Genomic DNA, 17517 nt, shown 5'->3' on the forward strand with positions numbered 1-17517 from the left:
GCATGGCCAGTGTGCTGATTCGCAATGCGCGACTGGTCAACGAAGGACGAGTATTCGATGCTGATCTGCTGGTGGATCATGGGCGCATCGTGAAAATTGCCAGCAGCATCGACGGCGAAAACGCTGCGGTACAAATCGACGCCAACGGCCAATGGTTGCTGCCGGGGATGATCGACGACCAGGTGCATTTCCGTGACCCGGGGGCGCCGGAAAAAGGCAGCTTCTACAGCGAGTCGCGCGCTGCGGTGGCCGGTGGCATTACCAGTTTCATGGACATGCCCAACACCCATCCGGCGACCTTGACCCTGTCAGCGCTGGCCGATAAAAAACGCCGGGCGGCGATGCATTCGGTGGCCAACTACGGCTTCCACTTCGGCGTCAGCAACGACAACCTGGACACCGTCGCGGCGCTCAACCCCAGTGAGGTGGCAGGGGTCAAAGTGTTCATGGGCGCGTCCACCGGGAACATGCTGGTGGATGACCCGCGCGTTCTGGAACGGCTGTTTGCCGAGGTGCCGACCTTGCTCCTGGCCCATTGCGAACACAGCCCCAGCATCCGCCTCAACGAGAGCGAATTCGCCGAACGTTACGGCGACAGTGTGCCCGCCAGCGCCCACCCGCTGATTCGTGATGCCGATGCGTGCTTTCGGTCATCCTCCCTGGCCGTCGACCTGGCCAAGCGGTTTGGCACTCGCCTGCACGTCCTGCACCTGACCACCGCCCGCGAACTGGCGCTGTTCGATGACCGGCCCCTGGCGCAGAAACACATCAGCGCCGAGGTCTGCCTGCATCACTTGTTGTTCGATGATCGTGACTATCCACGCCTGGGCAACCTGATCAAGTGCAACCCGGCCATCAAGACCCAGGCTGACCGCGATGCGTTGCGCCGGGCCCTGCTGAGTCACCGCCTGGATGTCATCGGCAGCGACCATGCGCCGCATACCTGGGCGCAGAAACAGCTGCCTTATCCACAGGCACCCGCCGGCTTGCCACTGGTGCAACACGCCCTCCCCGCGCTGTTGGAACTGGTGGCCGACGGCCTGATTCCGCTGCCGACGCTGGTGGCGAAAACCAGCCATCGGGTAGCGGACCTGTTTGCTATTCCCGATCGCGGTTACCTGCGCGAAGGATACTGGGCCGACCTGGTGCTGATCCGTCCCGAACCTGGGGGCAAGGCGGTCGACCAGCAGCCGATTCTCGCGCAATGCGCCTGGACGCCGTTTGCCGGACGGCGGTTTCGCCACAGCGTCAGCACTACTCTGGTCTCGGGACAAATCGCCTGGCACGCCGAAAGTATTAATGACGGCTGCCAGGGTTTACCTTTACGGTTCATGCGTTGAATCCGGTTTTGCGTAAAACTGCCGGGGGTCACTGAGCATGCTGAAAATCACCTTGGCCGATGGGACCGTGCGCGAGTACGACCAGGCGCTCTCAGTATCGGAGCTGGCCTCGAGCATAGGCCCGGGGTTAGCGAAAGCAGCGGTCGCCGGACGGGTGAACGGCCTGCTGGTGGACTGCGCGTTCATGATCCGCCAGGACGCCCGCGTCAGCCTCATCACCGCCCGCGAACCGCAAGGCCTGGAGATTCTGCGGCGCTCCTGCGCACTGCTGCTGGGCATGACGCTCAAGCAACTGCATGCCAAGGCCGAGCTGGTTGCCGCAGCGCCAGTCGGTGATGGTTTCTACTGTGATTTCACCCTGGCGCGAGCCTTGGGCCCTGAAGATCTGCAACGGATCGAGACCCGGATGATCGCGCTGGCCGCCGCCAACCATTCACTGCATTACGTGCTGGCGAGCTACTGGTCGATGGACGGCACCGCGCTGGCCGCAGGCCCCTATGTACCCACCACCCGGGTGATGAACGCGTTTGCCCTGACCCACTTGAGTGGCAAGGGAACGCAACGCATCTATGGCGTGTGCTGGACCGACCAGCAGGAGTTGCAGGCGTGGCAAGCCACCCCGCAACTGGTCGTCATCAACATCGATGAACGCCAGATCGACTACAGCCAAGCGCTGACCGACACCCTGCGCCGCGCCGGGGTGCACGCTCACTCGGACCTGCGCAACGAGCATATCGTCAGCAAGATCCGCCAGCATCGATCGCAGGGCGTGGAGTATGTGCTGGTGATTGGGCAACGGGAGATGGAGGGCGGTTTTGTCAGCCTGCGCGACGGCTTTGGAGACGACCTGGGCAGGATGAGTGTGCAGGCGGTGTGCGACTATCTGCTGAAGGCCAGTGACGGGCGGCATTGCGCCGCCCCACAGCAAAGCGCTTAAGCCCGCGGCTTGACGGTGCCGCAATCCTGCCCCAACCACACGGCACGGGTGTCCATGCTGCCCTGTTGCTGGATGCCGGTGGCATTGAAGGTGCCATTGACCTTGGTATTGAACTCGCGGTCGCTGAGGAAGGTGGCAACACCGGAACCCTGGGCTTTCGGGCAACTGAAGCGAAACTTCCACTGGTTAGCGCTGCGGTCGGTGATCTCTTGCTTACAGCCCGACTGCGCGTCCTGCAGCGGAATATCGTCGGTTTTCACTTGCTCGGGTGTCAGGCAAACACGGATGCCCTTGCCGCCCATGTTGATCCCCTGTTTCTCCAGGGCGGCCTTTTGTGCCGGGGTCATCTGGTTACCCAACTGCCCGAGGATCAATTGCAGGTCCGGCAGATTCTGGTTGTCGACCTTCATGTTGCTGGAGGTCAATTCCCACAGACCCGGTTGCAGCATCTGCGCCTGAGCGGCCACAGGAAGTGACAAGCCAACAGCCATGGCCAAACCCAGCAGACGTACGTTCATTGAGTAACTCCTAGTCAGTAATGGCCGTTAGACGTCGCCAATCTACTTCGGTTGCATGGCGAATTAAATAGCGACATTCATCGAAGAACATGGTCTGTTACGCATTGAATTCTCCGGAGCAAGGTTGCCCCATGGATTTTTTTGGCCCCCATCTTTTTGCCTACCTGATCACGCTCATTCACTCCCTGGGCACGATGGCCGCAGTCCACGCCGTGCTGACCGTCAGGACCGCCCAAGGCTCGATTGCCTGGGCCCTGTCGTTGATCTTCATTCCCTACCTGACCCTCATTCCCTACCTGGTGTTCGGACGCAGCACCTTCGATGCGTACATCAAGGCTCGGCGCCAGGCCAACGAAGAGATGCGCAAGGCCATCGCCGACCTGAACTGGCGCCCCTGGGTCGAGGAAGCGCTGACGGCCCGCGCCTCGAATGCCTACGACTCGCTGCGCGCCATGCCGAAGCTGGGGCGCATGCCGTGCCTGGCGAACAATCAACTGCGCCTGCTGATCAACGGCCAGGCCACCTTCGACGCGATCTTCGAAGCCATCGAGCAGGCCCGGGAAGCGGTGCTGATCCAGTTCTTCATTGTCCATGACGACCAGCTCGGGCGGCGCCTGCAAAGCCTGCTGATCAAAAAAGCCGCGCAAGGGGTCGCGGTCTACCTGCTGTATGACCGCATCGGTAGCCACTCCCTGCCCCACCGCTACGTGCAGGAGCTGCGCGACGCTGGTGTCCAGGTCAAAGCGTTTGCCACCCGCAGCGGCTGGCTCAATCGGTTCCAGGTGAACTTTCGCAACCATCGCAAGATCGTGGTGGTCGACGGCCGGCAAGGCTTCGTCGGTGGGCACAACGTCGGCGACGAATACCTGGGCGCCAAGCCCCCGCTCTCGCCATGGCGCGACACCCACGTGGCGGTCAGCGGCCCGGTGGTGGCCTGCATGCAGGAATCGTTCGCCGAAGACTGGTTCTGGGCGGCGCGCGAACTGCCGCCATTGATCCTGCCACAGAGCTATCCCGACGACGGCGTGCTGTGCCAGTTGTTGGCCAGCGGCCCGGCAGACCCCTACGAAACCTGCTCGTTGTTCTTCGTCGAAGCGATTCATGCCGCCACGCAGCGCGTGTGGATCACCAGCCCGTACTTCATCCCCGATGAAGCGGTATTTGCCGCGCTGCGCCTGGCGGTCCTGCGTGGCGTCGATGTACGGTTGCTGCTGCCGTCGCGCCCGGATCACCGTATCGTCTATGCCGCCTCCAGCCTGTATGCCTTTGAAGCCGTACGGGCCGGGGTCCGGGTGTTCCGTTATCAACCGGGGTTCCTGCATCAGAAGGTGGTGCTGGTCGACAGCGAAATCAGCGCCATCGGCAGCGCCAACCTGGACAACCGTTCGTTCCGGCTGAATTTCGAGGTGATGTTGTTGACCGTCGACAGCGCCTTTGCCGGCGAAGTGGAACAGATGCTCAACGCCGACTTCGCCCTGTCCCACGAGATCAACGAGGACGAAGGCCGGGAGACCCACCGCCTCAGGCAGCTCGGCATGCGGGTCGCCCGCCTGATTTCGCCGATTCTCTAGGGCGTGTAGATATCGTCCCGGGTCCAGGGCAGCTCGTGGCTGCCATCGGCATGGGCCTTGACCGCCAGGATCTGGTGCAGGTTGATCCAGCCCCGCGCGAACGCGTAGGCGCAGCCTGCCAGGTACAGCCGCCAGATCCGCAGCGCTTGCTCCGGCACCTCTTTGGCCGCAGCTTCAAGGTTGTCTTCCAGGCGCTCGCTCCAGTGATCCAGAGTGCGCGCGTAGTGCAGGCGCAAGCTTTCGACATCGACTATTTCCAGGCCCACCTCGCTGATCTCGGCCGAGATCATCGACAGATGGGGTAGCTCGCCATTGGGGAACACATAACGCTCGATGAACTCGCCGGCGCCTCGCCCCACTGGCCGACCATCGATATGCTTGGCGGTAATCCCGTGGTTCATCACCAGGCCGCCTTCGCGGACCGCACCAAATAAAGTCTGGCAGTACTGCGCCAGGTTGGCGTGGCCGACGTGTTCGAACATGCCGACGCTTACCACCTTGTCGAATCGGCCATCCTGCGGCAGGTCGCGATAGTCGAGCAGTTGCAACTCCACCAGATCCTCCAGCCCTTCGTCGATGACCCGCTGCCGGGCCAACGCCAGTTGCTCTTTGCTCAGGGTGACGCCGAACACCCTGACCCCGAATTCCCGCGCCGCATACCGCGCCAACCCGCCCCAGCCGCAGCCGACATCCAGCAAGTATTCACCCGGTTGCAGCCGCAGCTTGCGGCACAGGTGGCGGAATTTGGCTTGCTGGGCCTGCTCCAGGGATTCGCTGCCGGTTTCGAAATAGGCACAGGAATAGGCCATGTCGCTGTCCAGCCACAGCTGGTAGAAGGCATTCGACAGGTCGTAGTGGTAGGAGATCGCCGCCGCATCGGTGGCCTTGTCATGCACGCTGCGAACCGGCTGGTCGTCATCGTCTTCGTTGAGCAGGGCCTGGCTCCACTCATCACACACCCGGATCACGTCGCTGATCGACCCTTCCAGCTCCAGCTTGCCCTCGACGAAGGCCGCGCCCAACAGGTCCAGGCTGGGGTGGGTAAATTGCGCGACCATTTGCGGGTCCTTGACCACAATCGTGACACTGGGCGCAGGGCCCAGGTTAAATTCGTGGCCGTCCCAGAGTCGCAAGCGAAGTGGCAGTTGCAGATTCTGTAAGGCCGGTGGAAGTTGCGCGAGCATGAAAATTCCCCTTGTTTCAGACGTCTGAAATGAGGGTAGACCATCGTAGAAAATTAGCTGGCTATCGAATCAGACAGCTGCGCAGGCACGCCCTCACTGCGGTTGACTGTCATTTCTGGTTTCAGTTCGATAAAGCCGATTGCTCACAATTTGTCCCCGCCTACATGTTCCACGTGGAACCCCGCGCCTGGCTGTCAACCGAACGCGGGGGACGCCGTTACTGACTCAGGAAGCCTGGCGTCGGCGCCGCAGCAACAACAGGCCCGCTACCCCCACCAGAAGCAGCCCGCCGACCTGCAGCACGCGCTTGTACGGCCGCAAGTCCGAACGCACGTTGTCCACTGCCTCGGTCACGTAGCGCTGGTTGGCGGCGGCGAAGTCCGGCTCCTCACACTGCTGGCCAAAGTTCTCTGCCCACGGCACATAAGGCCCCTGCTCGACGTAGCGCCGGTACAACGCACGCTGGTCCTCCAGGCCGGTATCCCAGCCCGAGGCCTTGCACAGCACGGCGGCGAAGGCCTGGCTGGTATGGGGCAGCAGGTCGGCCGCCTGGCTCGCCAGCGCGGTGGCGACATAGCGATAGTGGAAGCGCTCGTTCGGCTGGGCGACGCTGGCGTGCTGACGCTGGACTTCGCCGAGGGCGATCAGGGGGGCGGCCTTGATCTCGGGGATGTCGAGGCTGAAGTTGCCATCGAAGGTGGCGAAATCCGGGGCCATCTCGTAACCGAGCAGCTCCATGCCGTGTTCCCGGGCCAACCGGCCCGCGTCATAGAAGGCTGCGGCACGCTTGGTCGGCCACCAACTCGACTGCGCGGTTTCGCGCAAGCCCACGTACTCCTTGGCCAGCGCCTGCAGCCCAGGGTTGTCGAAGTACGCCGCGGCCTCGGCATAGCGCTCCTCGCGCAGCAAACGCCGGCCCAACAGGTCGCGCAAGCGCGCGCTCACCGGCAGGGGCTCGTAGTTGTCACGCTGCTCCTGGGTCAGTGGTGTGGGGGCCGGCACCTGCTGGTCCACGAACTGCTTGAGTTCGTCCACCGTCAGCACCCGCTCCGCGACCAGCGCGGCATCCTGCCAATACAGGTCCTGGCTGCGGTACAACTGCTCGAATGCCTGCAGGTAGTCGCCGCGCTCCAAGGCCAGCAAGGCACTTTCACCCTCGACCCGGCAGCCGGGCTTCAGCGCTTCATAGTCACCGCTGGCGGTGTTGCGCAGGCCCCAGTCTTCATCCTGGGGAAAGGCTTTGGCCGCCTTGGCATACGCACTGGCAGCCAAGGCCTTGTCGCCGTCGCGCAGCGCCATTTTTGCCCGCAGCCACCAGGCCAGGCCACCGTCACCGGCATGCTCGAGCAGGGTTTTGCTGGTGGCGTAGTCACCGATCTGGTAGTTCAGCGCCGCGAGGCGGTCAGCATTTTCCAGGCTGCCGGTAGTGCTCTGTATCAGGGCCTTGATGATTTTCTGTTCAGCCGGCGGTTGCTCACCGAAGGACCAGCCTACGTGGCTGATCAACGCCGCCGTGATCAATTGCTGGACTGCCTGGCCTTCGAGCAAGGGAATGAGCTGCGCCTCAGGCATGGCATTTAGCTCATCGATCAACTGCTTGAGGGAGCTGTAGCCGACGGGCGAACCTTGCCGGCTTTGGGTCGCGTACAACTCGACGGCACTGTTCCAGTCACCCGCCTGGCGCACCAGTCGCGCTTCTTCACCGAGGCTGGCAATACCCAGTTCGAGCGGGTCACTGAAGCCGTCGACACTCAGTTGACGGGCCTGGATAAAGGCCTGCCGGGCTTGTTGCAAGACGTCCTGGCTGGCGGGTTGATGCTGCTCGCTGGCCTGCTGATTGATAGCCATCAATGCCCGGCCGAGCGAGTACGCGGCCCAGGTGCTGCGCAGGGCGCGCTGGTCGGCCGGGAGCGCCAGCACCTGGCGGAAGTAGTCGGCTGCCGTGGTCGCATCGCCAGTGTTGAACGCCACCGCACCCGCGGTATAGAGGCTGAGTTCCGGGGCCAGACCGGCACTCTCGGCCAACACCTGGTGCGCGTCCTGCAGGGTTCGCAGCCGGGTTACCTGCGCGCGCTGCGCGTCAGTCAGGCCCAGCTGTTCAGCGTTGTTCCGGGCCTGTACGTAGGGGTCCAGGTCACTGTCGTAATCGCGGCTCAGGCCAGTTGTCGCCGCTGGTTTCAGGCCGGCGATGACCTTGCCCAGGCGATTGATCTCGAACTGGAAACTGCCTTCCGGCAACTCACCCAGGGTCATCGCCCGGTCGCCCAACAGGCGCAGTGGAAAGTCCGGCCCGCAGGCGGTGGCAGTGCCCAGCGGCAGAAACAGACTCAACGCGAGCAAATGCCGCGACCAGTTACGGGAATACATGTGAACCTCCTTGATCAATTTGTGTGCAGCGTGCCCAACCCAGGGTGCGCTCGGCACCGGCGGGCAAGCGGCCGTCCCTGAGGCGGCTGAAACTCAGTTGTTCAGGCGTCTGCTGTACGGCATAGCCGTTGAGCGCATCTACGGCGACGCATTGGCTGACGGCCAGGGTCACCCGTTGCGGCAAGGTGCCGTCGAGGTTGCCGTCATTTCTGACCACGATGTCGTACAGACCTTGCTGGCTGGAAAGGTTCAACGCCAGGCGGCTGCGCAGTTGCTCGCCGCGCGCCACGGCCCCCAGGGTTGTGAGGCTCCAGGCACGCCGGTCGCCCTTGAGCGGCAGGCGAAACCAGATCAATCCGGCCAGGTGTGGCGGCGGCTCGGCACGCAACTGGCTGGCCAGTGTCGCCAGTTGTTGCGGGTCGGCCATCAGTTCGCGGCGCTGGCCGACCCGTTCGATCGGCACTTCACTCTCCACCAGGGGCGCCCCGCCCTCTCCCGGCAGCAGGGCGATGCCATAGGCCGGCAATGCCAGGTAAAACGGTTGCCGAGTGATCCGGCTCCAGCGCTCGGCCCATTGCTTGGCTTGCACCGGGTCGAACAGGCCAAGCTCCGGACGGCTCACCGCGTGCACCTGCAAGACGCTGCTGTCGACCGCCGCCAGCAAGGCCGCCAGCTCGGGACTGTCGAGCCAGGCTGGCAAGGCAGTGATGCTCAGCTTCAAGGAGGCGGGCAAGGCCTGGCGCAAACCCAGCAGGAACTCGCGATAGGCCGGCAATCGCGCGGTCCCGGCGTCGTGATCGATTTCCACACCTGCCAGCGTCAAGCCCAAGGCCTGCCAATCGGCGACCATTTGCAGGATCTGCGCCGTGGTATCGACCGGGTCCAGGTGCTTGAGCTGGCCATCCAGGCGGACCACCGCAATCAGCGACCGGCCGTCACGCTGCAACAACGGCCCATCGATCTGCGCGCGACGCCAGCCGCCTTGTGGATAAGTCTGCAGGGCGAGGACCCGCAGGGTGGAAAAATCGGCACGCGATTGCGCCAGCGCCTCGGCATGGGCGGTGGTCCATTGGCGCTGCCAGATGTAGAGCTGTTGATCGAGGGGGGGCGCGGTCGACTGCTGGCAACCGCCCAGGAGCGCGAGGCTGAACAACAGCGCACGACGCAGAAGATAAATCGAAGACATTAAGGGCCTGTGGCTGAAGGACTGACCTGGCCCGCTGGGGGTGATAGTTTTGTTGTGGGTGTTTGTGTGGGAGCGAGCCTGCTCGCGATGGACGCAAGAGCGCCGCGGTGAATCAGGCTTGATGCGTCATCGTTGACGACCATCGCGAGCAGGCCGCAAGCGGGCACCCGCTCCTACAGTGATATTAGGTGCCCACAGATTCCGCATACACCTCGCTCCCACATTCACATCAACACACAGCCGGGCCGGTGCGTCAGCCTACGCAGCCAATGGCTTGCGGGCAATGATCACCTGACTTTTTGCGACTACGCCATCCAGCGCCTGCTTGATCTGCTCGCCGCGTGGCGACTCCAGGACCGCCGCCCAGGTCTCGGCCCAGTGGTTGAGCAGCGGATGGTCGGGACTGCTCAGGTCGACCTTGGCTTCCCAGAACAACATCATCCACAGCGACCAGTAGAAGCCGTACTGGCTGTGGCTGAGCACTTCCAGCCCGGCGTCGCTGACCATCTGCTTGAACTGATCTTCGCTGATGATGCGGATGTGGTTAGGCTTCTGGAAGTACTCGGGGGCGGCGATGTCTTTCTGCAGGTTTTCCGAACTGGGGTGCGGGACACTCAGCAGATAGAGCGCGCCCGGCTTGCCGACGCGCACCAGTTCGGCGAGAAACTGCGCGGGGTCGTCGACGTGTTCGATGACCTCGGTGGACACCACCCGGGTCGCCGTCTGATCGGCAATCGGCAGTGGCGCGCAGTCGGTGACGTGGCACTCGACGCTGGCCGCGATGGTATCGCCCAGGCGCAGGCGAGTGGCTTCGACCTTGGCCGCGTCGATGTCGGCAATGATGATGTGCGCCCCCCGGGTAGCACAGAAGTGCACGTTGCCACCGTCACCACACCCCACGTCCAGCAGCGTGTCGGCGGCCGTTACCGGAAAGCCGGTGAACAGTTCGCCGGTCTGCTGGTTGAACCAGCCACTGAGCACCGCATCGCGCAGGCCCAGCATGTAGGGATCGACCTTGGGTGCCGGCGCAAGCGTTGCCGCGGGGGGCGCGGCTGGCGCAGGGGGACAGGCCGCAGCGGGGGCAACAGCGCCCCCCGCCAGCTTCTTCAACAGGCTCAGCATGAGGTGACTCCTGGGGATGGGGTGGCCGCTCGGGACGCACTCAAGCGTTTGACCAACGCCGCGCCGCGATTACGCATAGGCATTTCGATAAAGCGGTAGTTGAGCTCGCTCAACAGCACGATCAGACCGAACGCCAGCAAGATCGTGATGATCGGGTGGCCGGCCGGGCTCGGCAAAGACGCCGCCTGCAAGCGAAAGATCAATTCGCGCACCAGCGCATAGGCCGGGATATGGATCAGGTAGATGCCATAGGAGCGACTGCCGATCCAGGTCATCACCCGCTTGAACAGCCCCGGTGGCATCAGGTAGTCACAGTTGTAGGACGCCAGCCAGACCAGCACCGCACTGAGCAGCGCGATGGCGCCGATGCGGTAGGAGGTGAAGGTAAAACGATCGGTCGCCAGAAAGCTCATCAACATGGCAATGGCCACCAGCACCGCGATACCTGCCCAGGGCCGGCGCAAGAAGGTCGGCTGCCAACGGCGGTAGGAAGGTTGTGCACTCCACATGGCCAGCAACACCCCCAACGCCAGCGCGTCGGTGCGGATCACCATCAGGATCGGCGTGCGCAACGTCAGCAGTTGCACCGCCACCAGCGCCAGCAAGGCCCACACCAGATGTTTGCGGCAGACCAGGATCAACAACGGAAACAACAGGTAGAACTGCTCCTCCAGGGACAGGCTCCAGTACACGAAGCTGGTGCCGTACTCATAGTGGAAGAAGCTGTCGGCGAAGCGGAAGTTGGCGTACTGCAACACCCCGGCCAGCGTCGCCTGCAGGTTGGCGACCAGGGTGCCGAAGGCGCCTGAGCGGTTGATGAACAGGCAGGCGAGGAGCATCAGCGCTAGCCACAACCAGGCCGACGGCAAGAGTCGAAAGGCGCGCCGCAGCCAGAAATTGCGGGTCTGCTCCCAGCACTCCTGGCGCGTACTGCAGCCCTGCAGCGCGGGGATCAGGCTGCGCGCGATGACAAACCCGGAAATCGCGAAAAACAGATCGACGCCCCACCAGGGCTGGCCCAGGGCATGGATGGCTTGCAACAGCGGGACCTGCCCGGCGAACAGGCTGTCTTGCAGGTGATGGAACAGCACCCCGAGCACGGCAATGCCGCGCAACAGTTCGATGTCCATGATCCGCTTGTCACTCATCCCGCGCTCCCGGGCGTTACTTCGCCAGCCATGGGCTTGCGCGCGATGATCACCTGGCTCTTGGGCATGAACTGGTCCAGCACCTGCTTGATGGCCAACCCGTCGGGCTGCATCAGCAAGTCATGCCAGGTGCGGGCCCAGCCTTCCATCAGGGGCGGGTAAGGCGCCTGGATCCGGTCACGCACTGCGCCTGCCATATCCCGCCCCGCCGCGCGCTCGCTGGCCCAGAAGAAGATCATGCCCATGACCCAGAAAAAGCCGGTGGCCTGACGGTGTTCAATGATTAGCCCCGCGTCTTCGACCAGGGCGGCAAAACGTTCATGGGAAAAGATCTGCACATGGTTCGGCGCCTGGAAATAGGCGGCAGGCGCGATGCCTCGTTGCAGGTGCTCACCCACCGGCGCGGGCACGCTGAGCAAGTACTGGGCACCGGGACGGCCCATGCGCACCAGCTCGGCCATGAACTGCTCGGGGGTATCGACGTGCTCCAGCACTTCCATGCACACCACTTTGCTCGCACAGCCGTCCGCCAGCGGCAGCGGCAGGCTGTTGCTGACCAGGCCGAGGGCTGGGGCCTGGGTCATGGCATCCACCTGGCGTGCCAGTTCGCGGACCTTGTCCTGTTCGCTGTCGGTAAAAATCACCGCGGCGCCCTGGCGCACCGCAAACAAGGTCGCCGCGCCCTCGCCACAACCGACGTCGAGCAGGGTGTCGTCGGCGCCAATCGCAAAGCCCTTGAGCAATTCCCCAGTACCGCCGAGAAACCAGCCGTCGAGTACCGCATCGGTGAAACCACAATCACGCGGCGATACCACCGGGACCGGGGCCGGTACTGGCTCCGCTACCGGGACGGGCGCAGGACGCAGCCAGTCGAGCAGGCGGCCGATCATGCTGGTTTCGCCTGGGCGATCACGCTTGCCAGAAACGCCTGCAAGCGCTGCTCGGTAACCGCTTGGCTACAGAACGCCTGCAGACGACTGACGGCATGGGCCGACATGCGTGCATAGCGTGGCGCATCGTGACGCGCCACCTGATAGCTGGCCTGGTAGGCCGAACACAGCGAATCCCAATTGGTGACGTACCGCAGGGTGCGGTAGGCCGCACGCGGGTCATGGGGCCAGGCGGTGAGTTCGTCGGTCGAGTCGACGATGAAGGTGTTTTGCCCATCGATGTAATCGGCCATCGCCGTGTTGCACGGGGCGACCGCCGGCTTGCCGCAGGACATGAACTCCATCAGCGGCAGGCACTGGCCTTCACCGAATGAACTGTTGACCACAAAGCTGGTGGCCTGCACCAGGCGCTCATAGTCCGCATCGGCGAGGAAGCCGTGGATCAACACAATGCGGCAACGGTAGTGCTGGTTCTTGTAAAGGTGGTGCAGCATGTCATTCAAGGCGTCCGCGATGTCGTGGTGCGTGAGCTTGAGCACCAGGGTGGCATCGGCACACTCGCGGAACGTGGTGCAGAACGCGCTGAGCATGTCCTGCCAGTTCTTGCGCCCATCGTAGGGGTTGAACACCGAGGTGTAGATCACCCCGTCGAGCACCAGTTCGTGCTCGCCGGCAGGCGCGGCGAAATCCACCGGCTCGCCTTCACGCAACGCCACCGGGCCATACGGCCGCAGGTCCAGGTTGCGGCTGTCGATCAGCAGGCCACGCAGGCTGAGCCTGACCTGTTCGGCCAACGGCTGCTGCCCGAGCGCGCGCCCGCGCCCGGCAAAACGGTCCCAGACCGGCGCCGGAATCGCGCTGATCGGGTAGTCCGGGCCCATGGCGTCACGCACCGCGGTCACGGTAAAACTGGAATGGGTAATCGCGGCGCCGACCTTGTCCAGCACCATGCGCCAGTCGTGCCGGGGTTCGCCCTGCCAGGTGTCGGTGGGAATGGTGCTGAACTCCCAGGCAAACACCGGAATGGTCGGACAGGCGTAGTGGATCGGTGTGCGATGGGGCGGCGAGAACGACAGGAACACGCAGTCTTCGCCACGGCTTTGGCAGTCGAAATACAGGCGGTCGACCAGTTCGTCGGGGTTGCTGACCTCGATCACCTGCCCCAGCCGCTCCAGTACCGGACGGAACTCCTTGAGCACAAAGTAGTAGCTGTACTCGGGACGGCCGAGATTCTGCTCGATGTTACTTTTGTTGGTTTCCGAATGAATGATGATCAGCATGAGGCCGCCCCTGCGGTCGCGACCGGCGACTCAGGCACCGGGCTGGTTGGCTGTTGCAGTCGCAGGAAGTCCGCCAGGCGTTGCTGCACCCCTGGGAAATTGCAGTAGTCGCGCATCCGCTCGTTGGCCGCACTGGCCATGGCCTGGTAACGCTCGGGCTGCGCCTTGGCCATGTGATAACTGGCCAGGTAGGCATTTTTCAGCGATCCCCAATCGGGACGCTGGTAGACGGTGCGGAACAGGATCCGGCTGTCCTGCGGCCACACGGTCGGCTCCTGGCTGGAGTCGACGATAAAGGCCACGCGGTCGTCGATGTAGTCCAGCATCGCCGTATGCCGAGGGGCGATCACCGGCTTGCCACAGGCCATGAACTCCATCAGTGGCAGGCACAGCCCTTCGCAGCGCGAGGCATTGACATAAAAACTGGCGGCGCCGTACAGCCGGGCAAACTGCTGGTCGTCCAGGTAGCCGTGGATGACCACCACCCGGCAACTGAAGGGCGACAACTGCGACAGCAGGGTCAGCATGTGCACGTAGTAGGTGGACAGGTCTTTCTGGGTCATCTTCAACACCAGGGTGGCGTCTTCGACATCGCGCATGGCCCAGCAGAATGCAGTGATCAAGTGGTGCCAGTTCTTGCGTCCGTCATCGGGGTTGAACACGCTGACGTACACCACCCCCTCGACCTGAATTTCGACCACTTGATCGGTGTCGGGAAACACTGCTTGCGGGTGTGAATCCTCGAGGGGCACATGCGCCCTTTCAACCACCTCCACTACCGGGGCAAGCGGCGATACTTCGGCGGCAGGTCGCTCGCCGCGCAGGCGTGCTCGCAGGCTTTGCGGCAGCAAATCACGAAAACCTTCGCCGTAGACCTGGTGCAGGTAATGGCGAAAGATCACCAACTGCCGGCGCAAGGGTTGGCTGGCAGCCTCGCGCAGACTCTGGCGCAGGTAATGTTTGGTGATGAACAGACGCCGATGCCAGGTCAGCGGTGGCGCCAGAACCACCGCTTCAGGCTCAAGAGCGGGCTCGGGTTGCGGCTCAGGTTGCGGTTCAGCCTCAGCGACGATCGGCGCGATCAGGCCGTCCGCCGAAAGCCCCAACGTGCGGCTGTCGATGATGCAGCCCAGGGTCTGCAAGGTGGTGCCGGGGTTGACCGGCTGGCTCGCGGACTGTTGGCGAATATCGGCGAACCGTTCCCAGAGCGGGGTCGGCAGCACCAGCACCGGGAAGTCTTCGCCCAAGGCCCGACGCATCGCCTGCGCCGTATGGCTGGACAGGGTGATGACCCGGCCATGCTGCGCCAGGGTATGGCTCCAGTCCTGCCGGGGGTCGTTGTCCCAGTGCTCGGTGGGAATGGTGTCGAACTCCCAGGCAACCACGCAAATCGTCGGGCAGCTCAGGTCGGTAGGCGTCTTGTGTGGCGGTGCGAACGAAAGGAACAGGCTTTCTTCACCCTCGGCGGCAAGGCGTCGAAAAAGTGGGTCGACTTCGCTGATCGCGTCCACCATATGGACCCGACCCAGGCTTTCAAGGACCGGACGATAAGCCTTGAGGACGAAGTAGTAGCTGTATTCAGGACGGCCGAGGCTCTGGCTGATCGAGCGCTCGTTCACATCCGAGTAAAGAATGAAATTCATGGCATCCCACGCTGAAACCGCCTTTTCGGCAGCCTCATTCTTATGACGGCACAGCCCTGGATTTACCCGCCATAGCGCAGTTCGTCCAGCGCCTGCATGCCCGTCTACGTTCTTGTTTTTGTGGTCAGCTTTGTGTGGTCGAAGGACCACTTTGCTGATCGCTGGGCAATCGTGCTGAGGGGCATTCTAAACACATCCGTTGGGGATTCGTGAACACCGGCGATGAATAAATCCGACGGTCCTGACGAGAACTGCCCAGTCACGTTAAGACCTGTTGAAATTGCCGCGCAATTGGCACAGATTGACGCAAACAACTACAACAACGACTTTGCATATCAGAACCTTCCGAAAAGTGAGCACAGCTTTTCGGGTTCGCCCAATGAATTGATTGGGGTATGGCAAAGTTTACCGATTGAGGGGCTGTTGCTTGAAAAAGCGTCTGTTCGTTACAGGCCTGAATGGATTCGTCGGCCGTCATATCCAATCACGTCTGAACGCTGTCGACTCGCAGTGGCAACTGCTACCTGTTGCCCCGGGCTACGACCTGCGCGAGCCAAAAAGCCTCGAAGGTCTATGGCCGGAACTGCCCGATGCGGTGATTCACCTGGCGGGGCAAACCTTCGTTCCCGAAGCCTTCCGTGACCCGGCCAATACCTTGCAGGTCAACCTGCTGGGCACCCTCCACCTGTTGCAAGCACTCAAGGCTCGCGGCTTCAGCGGCACCTTCCTGTATGTCAGTTCAGGCGATGTGTATGGCCAGGTCAGCGAAAGCGCCTTGCCCATCGACGAACACCAGCCACCCTGCCCGCGCAACCCCTATGCAGTGAGCAAGCTCTCGGCAGAATTGTTGTGCCTGCAATGGGGCATGACCGAGGGCTGGCCGGTACTTGTCGCGCGCCCGTTCAACCACATTGGCACCGGGCAAATGGACAGTTTTGTCGTCGCCAGCGCCGCCCGGCAGATCTGCCGGATCAAACAAGGCCTGCAACCGGCGCAACTGCAGGTCGGCGATATCGATGTGACGCGCGACTTCCTCGACGTCGCGGACGTGGTGTCGGCCTACCTGGCCTTGCTGGCGAAGGGCGAGCCTGGGCAGGTGTACAACATCTGCTCCGGCATCGAGCAGAGCGTACGTGGCCTGATCGAGCAATTGGCCGATCTGGCCCAGGTCCCAGTGCAACTGATTCAAGACCCTGCGCGCATGCGCCGTGCCGAGCAGCGGCGTGTCTGCGGCAGCCATGCCCGGCTGCACCAGACCACCGGATGGGCGCCTGAACTTACAACACAACAATCCTTGCGGGCGATCCTGTCCGACTGGGAGTCACGGGTACGACAAGAATGACAAAAAGTGCACTGATCACAGGGATCACCGGCCAGGATGGCGCCTATCTGGCCAAACTGTTGCTCGACAAGGGCTACCAGGTTTTTGGCCTGGTCGCACGGCGCAGCAGCGACTCGCGCTGGCGCCTGCGGGAAATGGGTGTGGAAGGTGATATCCACTACCTGGACGGCGACATGGCCGACGCCTGCTCGGTGCAGCGCGCAGTAATCAAGTCGGCACCCGATGAGGTGTACAACCTGGCGGCGCAAAGTTTTGTCGCGGCGTCCTGGGACCAACCCGTGACCACCGGAATCGTTGACGGCCTGGGCGTGACCCACCTGCTTGAAGCGATTCGCCAGTTCAGTCCACACACCCGTTTCTACCAGGCCTCGACCAGCGAGATGTTTGGCTTGATCCAGGCCGCACAGCAGGACGAAAACACCCCGTTCTATCCACGCAGCCCCTACGGCGTGGCCAAGCTCTACGGCCACTGGATCACGGTCAACTACCGCGAAAGCTTCAACCTGCATGCCAGCAGCGGCATCCTGTTCAACCACGAATCGCCGCTGCGCGGAATCGAGTTCGTGACCCGTAAGGTCACCGACGCCGCCGCCCGCATCAAGCAGGGCAAACAGCAGGAACTGCGCCTGGGCAATATCGACGCCAAGCGCGACTGGGGTTTTGCCGGTGACTATGTCGAAGCCATGTGGCTGATGCTGCAACAGGACAAGGCCGACGACTATGTGGTTGCCACCGGCATCACCACCACGGTGCGCGAGATGTGCCAGATCGCCTTCGATCATGTGGGCCTCAACTACCGCGACTTCGTGAAGATCGACCCGGCGTTTTTCCGCCCGGCCGAAGTCGACGTGTTACTCGGCAACCCGGCCAAGGCTCAACGGCTGCTGGGCTGGAAACCGAAAACCGATTTGCAGACCCTGATCCGCATGATGATGGAAGCGGACATGAAACGCGTCGCCAAGGAGTAGGTCATGTTCGAAGATCAGTAC

14 protein-coding genes are annotated in these 17517 nt (G+C 62.8%); 5 read left to right on the plus strand and 9 right to left on the minus strand.

Annotated elements, in window-relative coordinates:
* Positions 1-2 precede the first annotated feature (2 nt).
* Positions 3-1340, plus strand: a complete 1338-nt coding sequence (locus tag ACIOVD_RS08530; RefSeq protein ID WP_401127118.1) for a dihydroorotase — start codon at positions 3-5, stop codon at positions 1338-1340.
* A 37-nt stretch (positions 1341-1377) separates the two neighbouring features.
* On the plus strand, positions 1378-2277 hold the full coding sequence (locus ACIOVD_RS08535; protein ID WP_401127120.1) for a His/Gly/Thr/Pro-type tRNA ligase C-terminal domain-containing protein: 900 nt from the start codon (positions 1378-1380) through the stop codon (positions 2275-2277).
* Here ACIOVD_RS08535 and ACIOVD_RS08540 read toward each other — a convergent pair.
* Entirely contained in the window at positions 2274-2795 is a 522-nt protein-coding gene (locus ACIOVD_RS08540; RefSeq protein WP_095165019.1) for a DUF3617 domain-containing protein, read from the minus strand. The genes ACIOVD_RS08535 and ACIOVD_RS08540 overlap by 4 nt on opposite strands.
* Before the next feature lie 131 nt (positions 2796-2926).
* On the opposite strand from ACIOVD_RS08540, the gene cls reads away from it, so the two are divergent.
* Positions 2927-4366: a cardiolipin synthase gene (gene cls, locus ACIOVD_RS08545; RefSeq protein WP_159998655.1), complete on the plus strand. Its 1440-nt coding sequence runs from the start codon at positions 2927-2929 to the stop codon at positions 4364-4366.
* On the opposite strand, the gene cfaB is transcribed toward cls, so the two are convergent.
* The 8 genes from cfaB to ACIOVD_RS08585 form a co-directional block, all read right to left on the minus strand.
* On the minus strand, positions 4363-5550 hold the full coding sequence (cfaB, locus tag ACIOVD_RS08550; protein WP_401127122.1) for a C17 cyclopropane fatty acid synthase CfaB: 1188 nt from the start codon (positions 5548-5550) through the stop codon (positions 4363-4365). The genes cls and cfaB overlap by 4 nt on opposite strands.
* A 225-nt stretch (positions 5551-5775) precedes the next feature.
* The gene (locus ACIOVD_RS08555; protein WP_401127124.1) at positions 5776-7917 is read right to left on the minus strand and encodes a hypothetical protein; all 2142 of its coding nucleotides are present in this window, start codon (positions 7915-7917) and stop codon (positions 5776-5778) included.
* Positions 7904-9103, minus strand: coding sequence for a DUF3142 domain-containing protein (locus ACIOVD_RS08560; RefSeq protein WP_401127126.1), 1200 nt, complete (start codon positions 9101-9103; stop codon positions 7904-7906). The genes ACIOVD_RS08555 and ACIOVD_RS08560 overlap by 14 nt, the downstream gene beginning before the upstream one ends.
* A gap of 258 nt (positions 9104-9361) precedes the next feature.
* Complete coding sequence (locus tag ACIOVD_RS08565; protein WP_401127128.1) at positions 9362-10225, minus strand: class I SAM-dependent methyltransferase; 864 nt, start codon at positions 10223-10225, stop codon at positions 9362-9364.
* Complete coding sequence (locus ACIOVD_RS08570) at positions 10219-11373, minus strand: acyltransferase family protein (RefSeq protein WP_401127130.1); 1155 nt, start codon at positions 11371-11373, stop codon at positions 10219-10221. The genes ACIOVD_RS08565 and ACIOVD_RS08570 overlap by 7 nt, the downstream gene beginning before the upstream one ends.
* Positions 11370-12263 (minus strand): bifunctional 2-polyprenyl-6-hydroxyphenol methylase/3-demethylubiquinol 3-O-methyltransferase UbiG, encoded by an 894-nt coding sequence (locus tag ACIOVD_RS08575; protein ID WP_095165035.1) that lies wholly within the window; start codon positions 12261-12263, stop codon positions 11370-11372. Before ACIOVD_RS08575 ends, ACIOVD_RS08570 begins: the two co-directional genes overlap by 4 nt.
* Positions 12260-13543 carry a glycosyltransferase gene (locus ACIOVD_RS08580; RefSeq protein WP_401127133.1) on the minus strand — a complete coding sequence of 428 codons (1284 nt, stop codon included), beginning with the start codon at positions 13541-13543 and terminating at the stop codon, positions 12260-12262. Before ACIOVD_RS08580 ends, ACIOVD_RS08575 begins: the two co-directional genes overlap by 4 nt.
* Positions 13537-15186, minus strand: coding sequence for a glycosyltransferase (locus tag ACIOVD_RS08585; RefSeq protein WP_401127135.1), 1650 nt, complete (start codon positions 15184-15186; stop codon positions 13537-13539). The genes ACIOVD_RS08580 and ACIOVD_RS08585 overlap by 7 nt, the downstream gene beginning before the upstream one ends.
* A gap of 427 nt (positions 15187-15613) precedes the next feature.
* On the opposite strand from ACIOVD_RS08585, the gene ACIOVD_RS08590 reads away from it, so the two are divergent.
* Complete coding sequence (locus tag ACIOVD_RS08590) at positions 15614-16528, plus strand: GDP-mannose 4,6-dehydratase (RefSeq protein ID WP_401127137.1); 915 nt, start codon at positions 15614-15616, stop codon at positions 16526-16528.
* Positions 16525-17496: a GDP-mannose 4,6-dehydratase gene (gmd, locus tag ACIOVD_RS08595; RefSeq protein WP_095165043.1), complete on the plus strand. Its 972-nt coding sequence runs from the start codon at positions 16525-16527 to the stop codon at positions 17494-17496. The genes ACIOVD_RS08590 and gmd overlap by 4 nt, the downstream gene beginning before the upstream one ends.
* The last annotated feature ends 21 nt before the right edge of the window (positions 17497-17517 follow it).

The sequence above is a fragment of the Pseudomonas sp. NPDC087626 genome, from assembly GCF_044743405.1.
GTDB lineage: Bacteria > Pseudomonadota > Gammaproteobacteria > Pseudomonadales > Pseudomonadaceae > Aquipseudomonas.

What these genes read in the sequence shown, in the direction of transcription:
- ACIOVD_RS08530 (WP_401127118.1), top strand. Translation starts at nt 3, where the DNA reads ATGGCCAGTGTGCTGATTCGCAATGCGCGACTGGTCAACGAAGGACGA.
- ACIOVD_RS08535 (WP_401127120.1), top strand. Translation starts at nt 1,378, where the DNA reads ATGCTGAAAATCACCTTGGCCGATGGGACCGTGCGCGAGTACGACCAG.
- ACIOVD_RS08540 (WP_095165019.1), bottom strand. Translation starts at nt 2,795, where the DNA reads ATGAACGTACGTCTGCTGGGTTTGGCCATGGCTGTTGGCTTGTCACTT.
- cls (WP_159998655.1), top strand. Translation starts at nt 2,927, where the DNA reads ATGGATTTTTTTGGCCCCCATCTTTTTGCCTACCTGATCACGCTCATT.
- cfaB (WP_401127122.1), bottom strand. Translation starts at nt 5,550, where the DNA reads ATGCTCGCGCAACTTCCACCGGCCTTACAGAATCTGCAACTGCCACTT.
- ACIOVD_RS08555 (WP_401127124.1), bottom strand. Translation starts at nt 7,917, where the DNA reads ATGTATTCCCGTAACTGGTCGCGGCATTTGCTCGCGTTGAGTCTGTTT.
- ACIOVD_RS08560 (WP_401127126.1), bottom strand. Translation starts at nt 9,103, where the DNA reads ATGTCTTCGATTTATCTTCTGCGTCGTGCGCTGTTGTTCAGCCTCGCG.
- ACIOVD_RS08565 (WP_401127128.1), bottom strand. Translation starts at nt 10,225, where the DNA reads ATGCTGAGCCTGTTGAAGAAGCTGGCGGGGGGCGCTGTTGCCCCCGCT.
- ACIOVD_RS08570 (WP_401127130.1), bottom strand. Translation starts at nt 11,373, where the DNA reads ATGAGTGACAAGCGGATCATGGACATCGAACTGTTGCGCGGCATTGCC.
- ACIOVD_RS08575 (WP_095165035.1), bottom strand. Translation starts at nt 12,263, where the DNA reads ATGATCGGCCGCCTGCTCGACTGGCTGCGTCCTGCGCCCGTCCCGGTA.
- ACIOVD_RS08580 (WP_401127133.1), bottom strand. Translation starts at nt 13,543, where the DNA reads ATGCTGATCATCATTCATTCGGAAACCAACAAAAGTAACATCGAGCAG.
- ACIOVD_RS08585 (WP_401127135.1), bottom strand. Translation starts at nt 15,186, where the DNA reads ATGAATTTCATTCTTTACTCGGATGTGAACGAGCGCTCGATCAGCCAG.
- gmd (WP_095165043.1), top strand. Translation starts at nt 16,525, where the DNA reads ATGACAAAAAGTGCACTGATCACAGGGATCACCGGCCAGGATGGCGCC.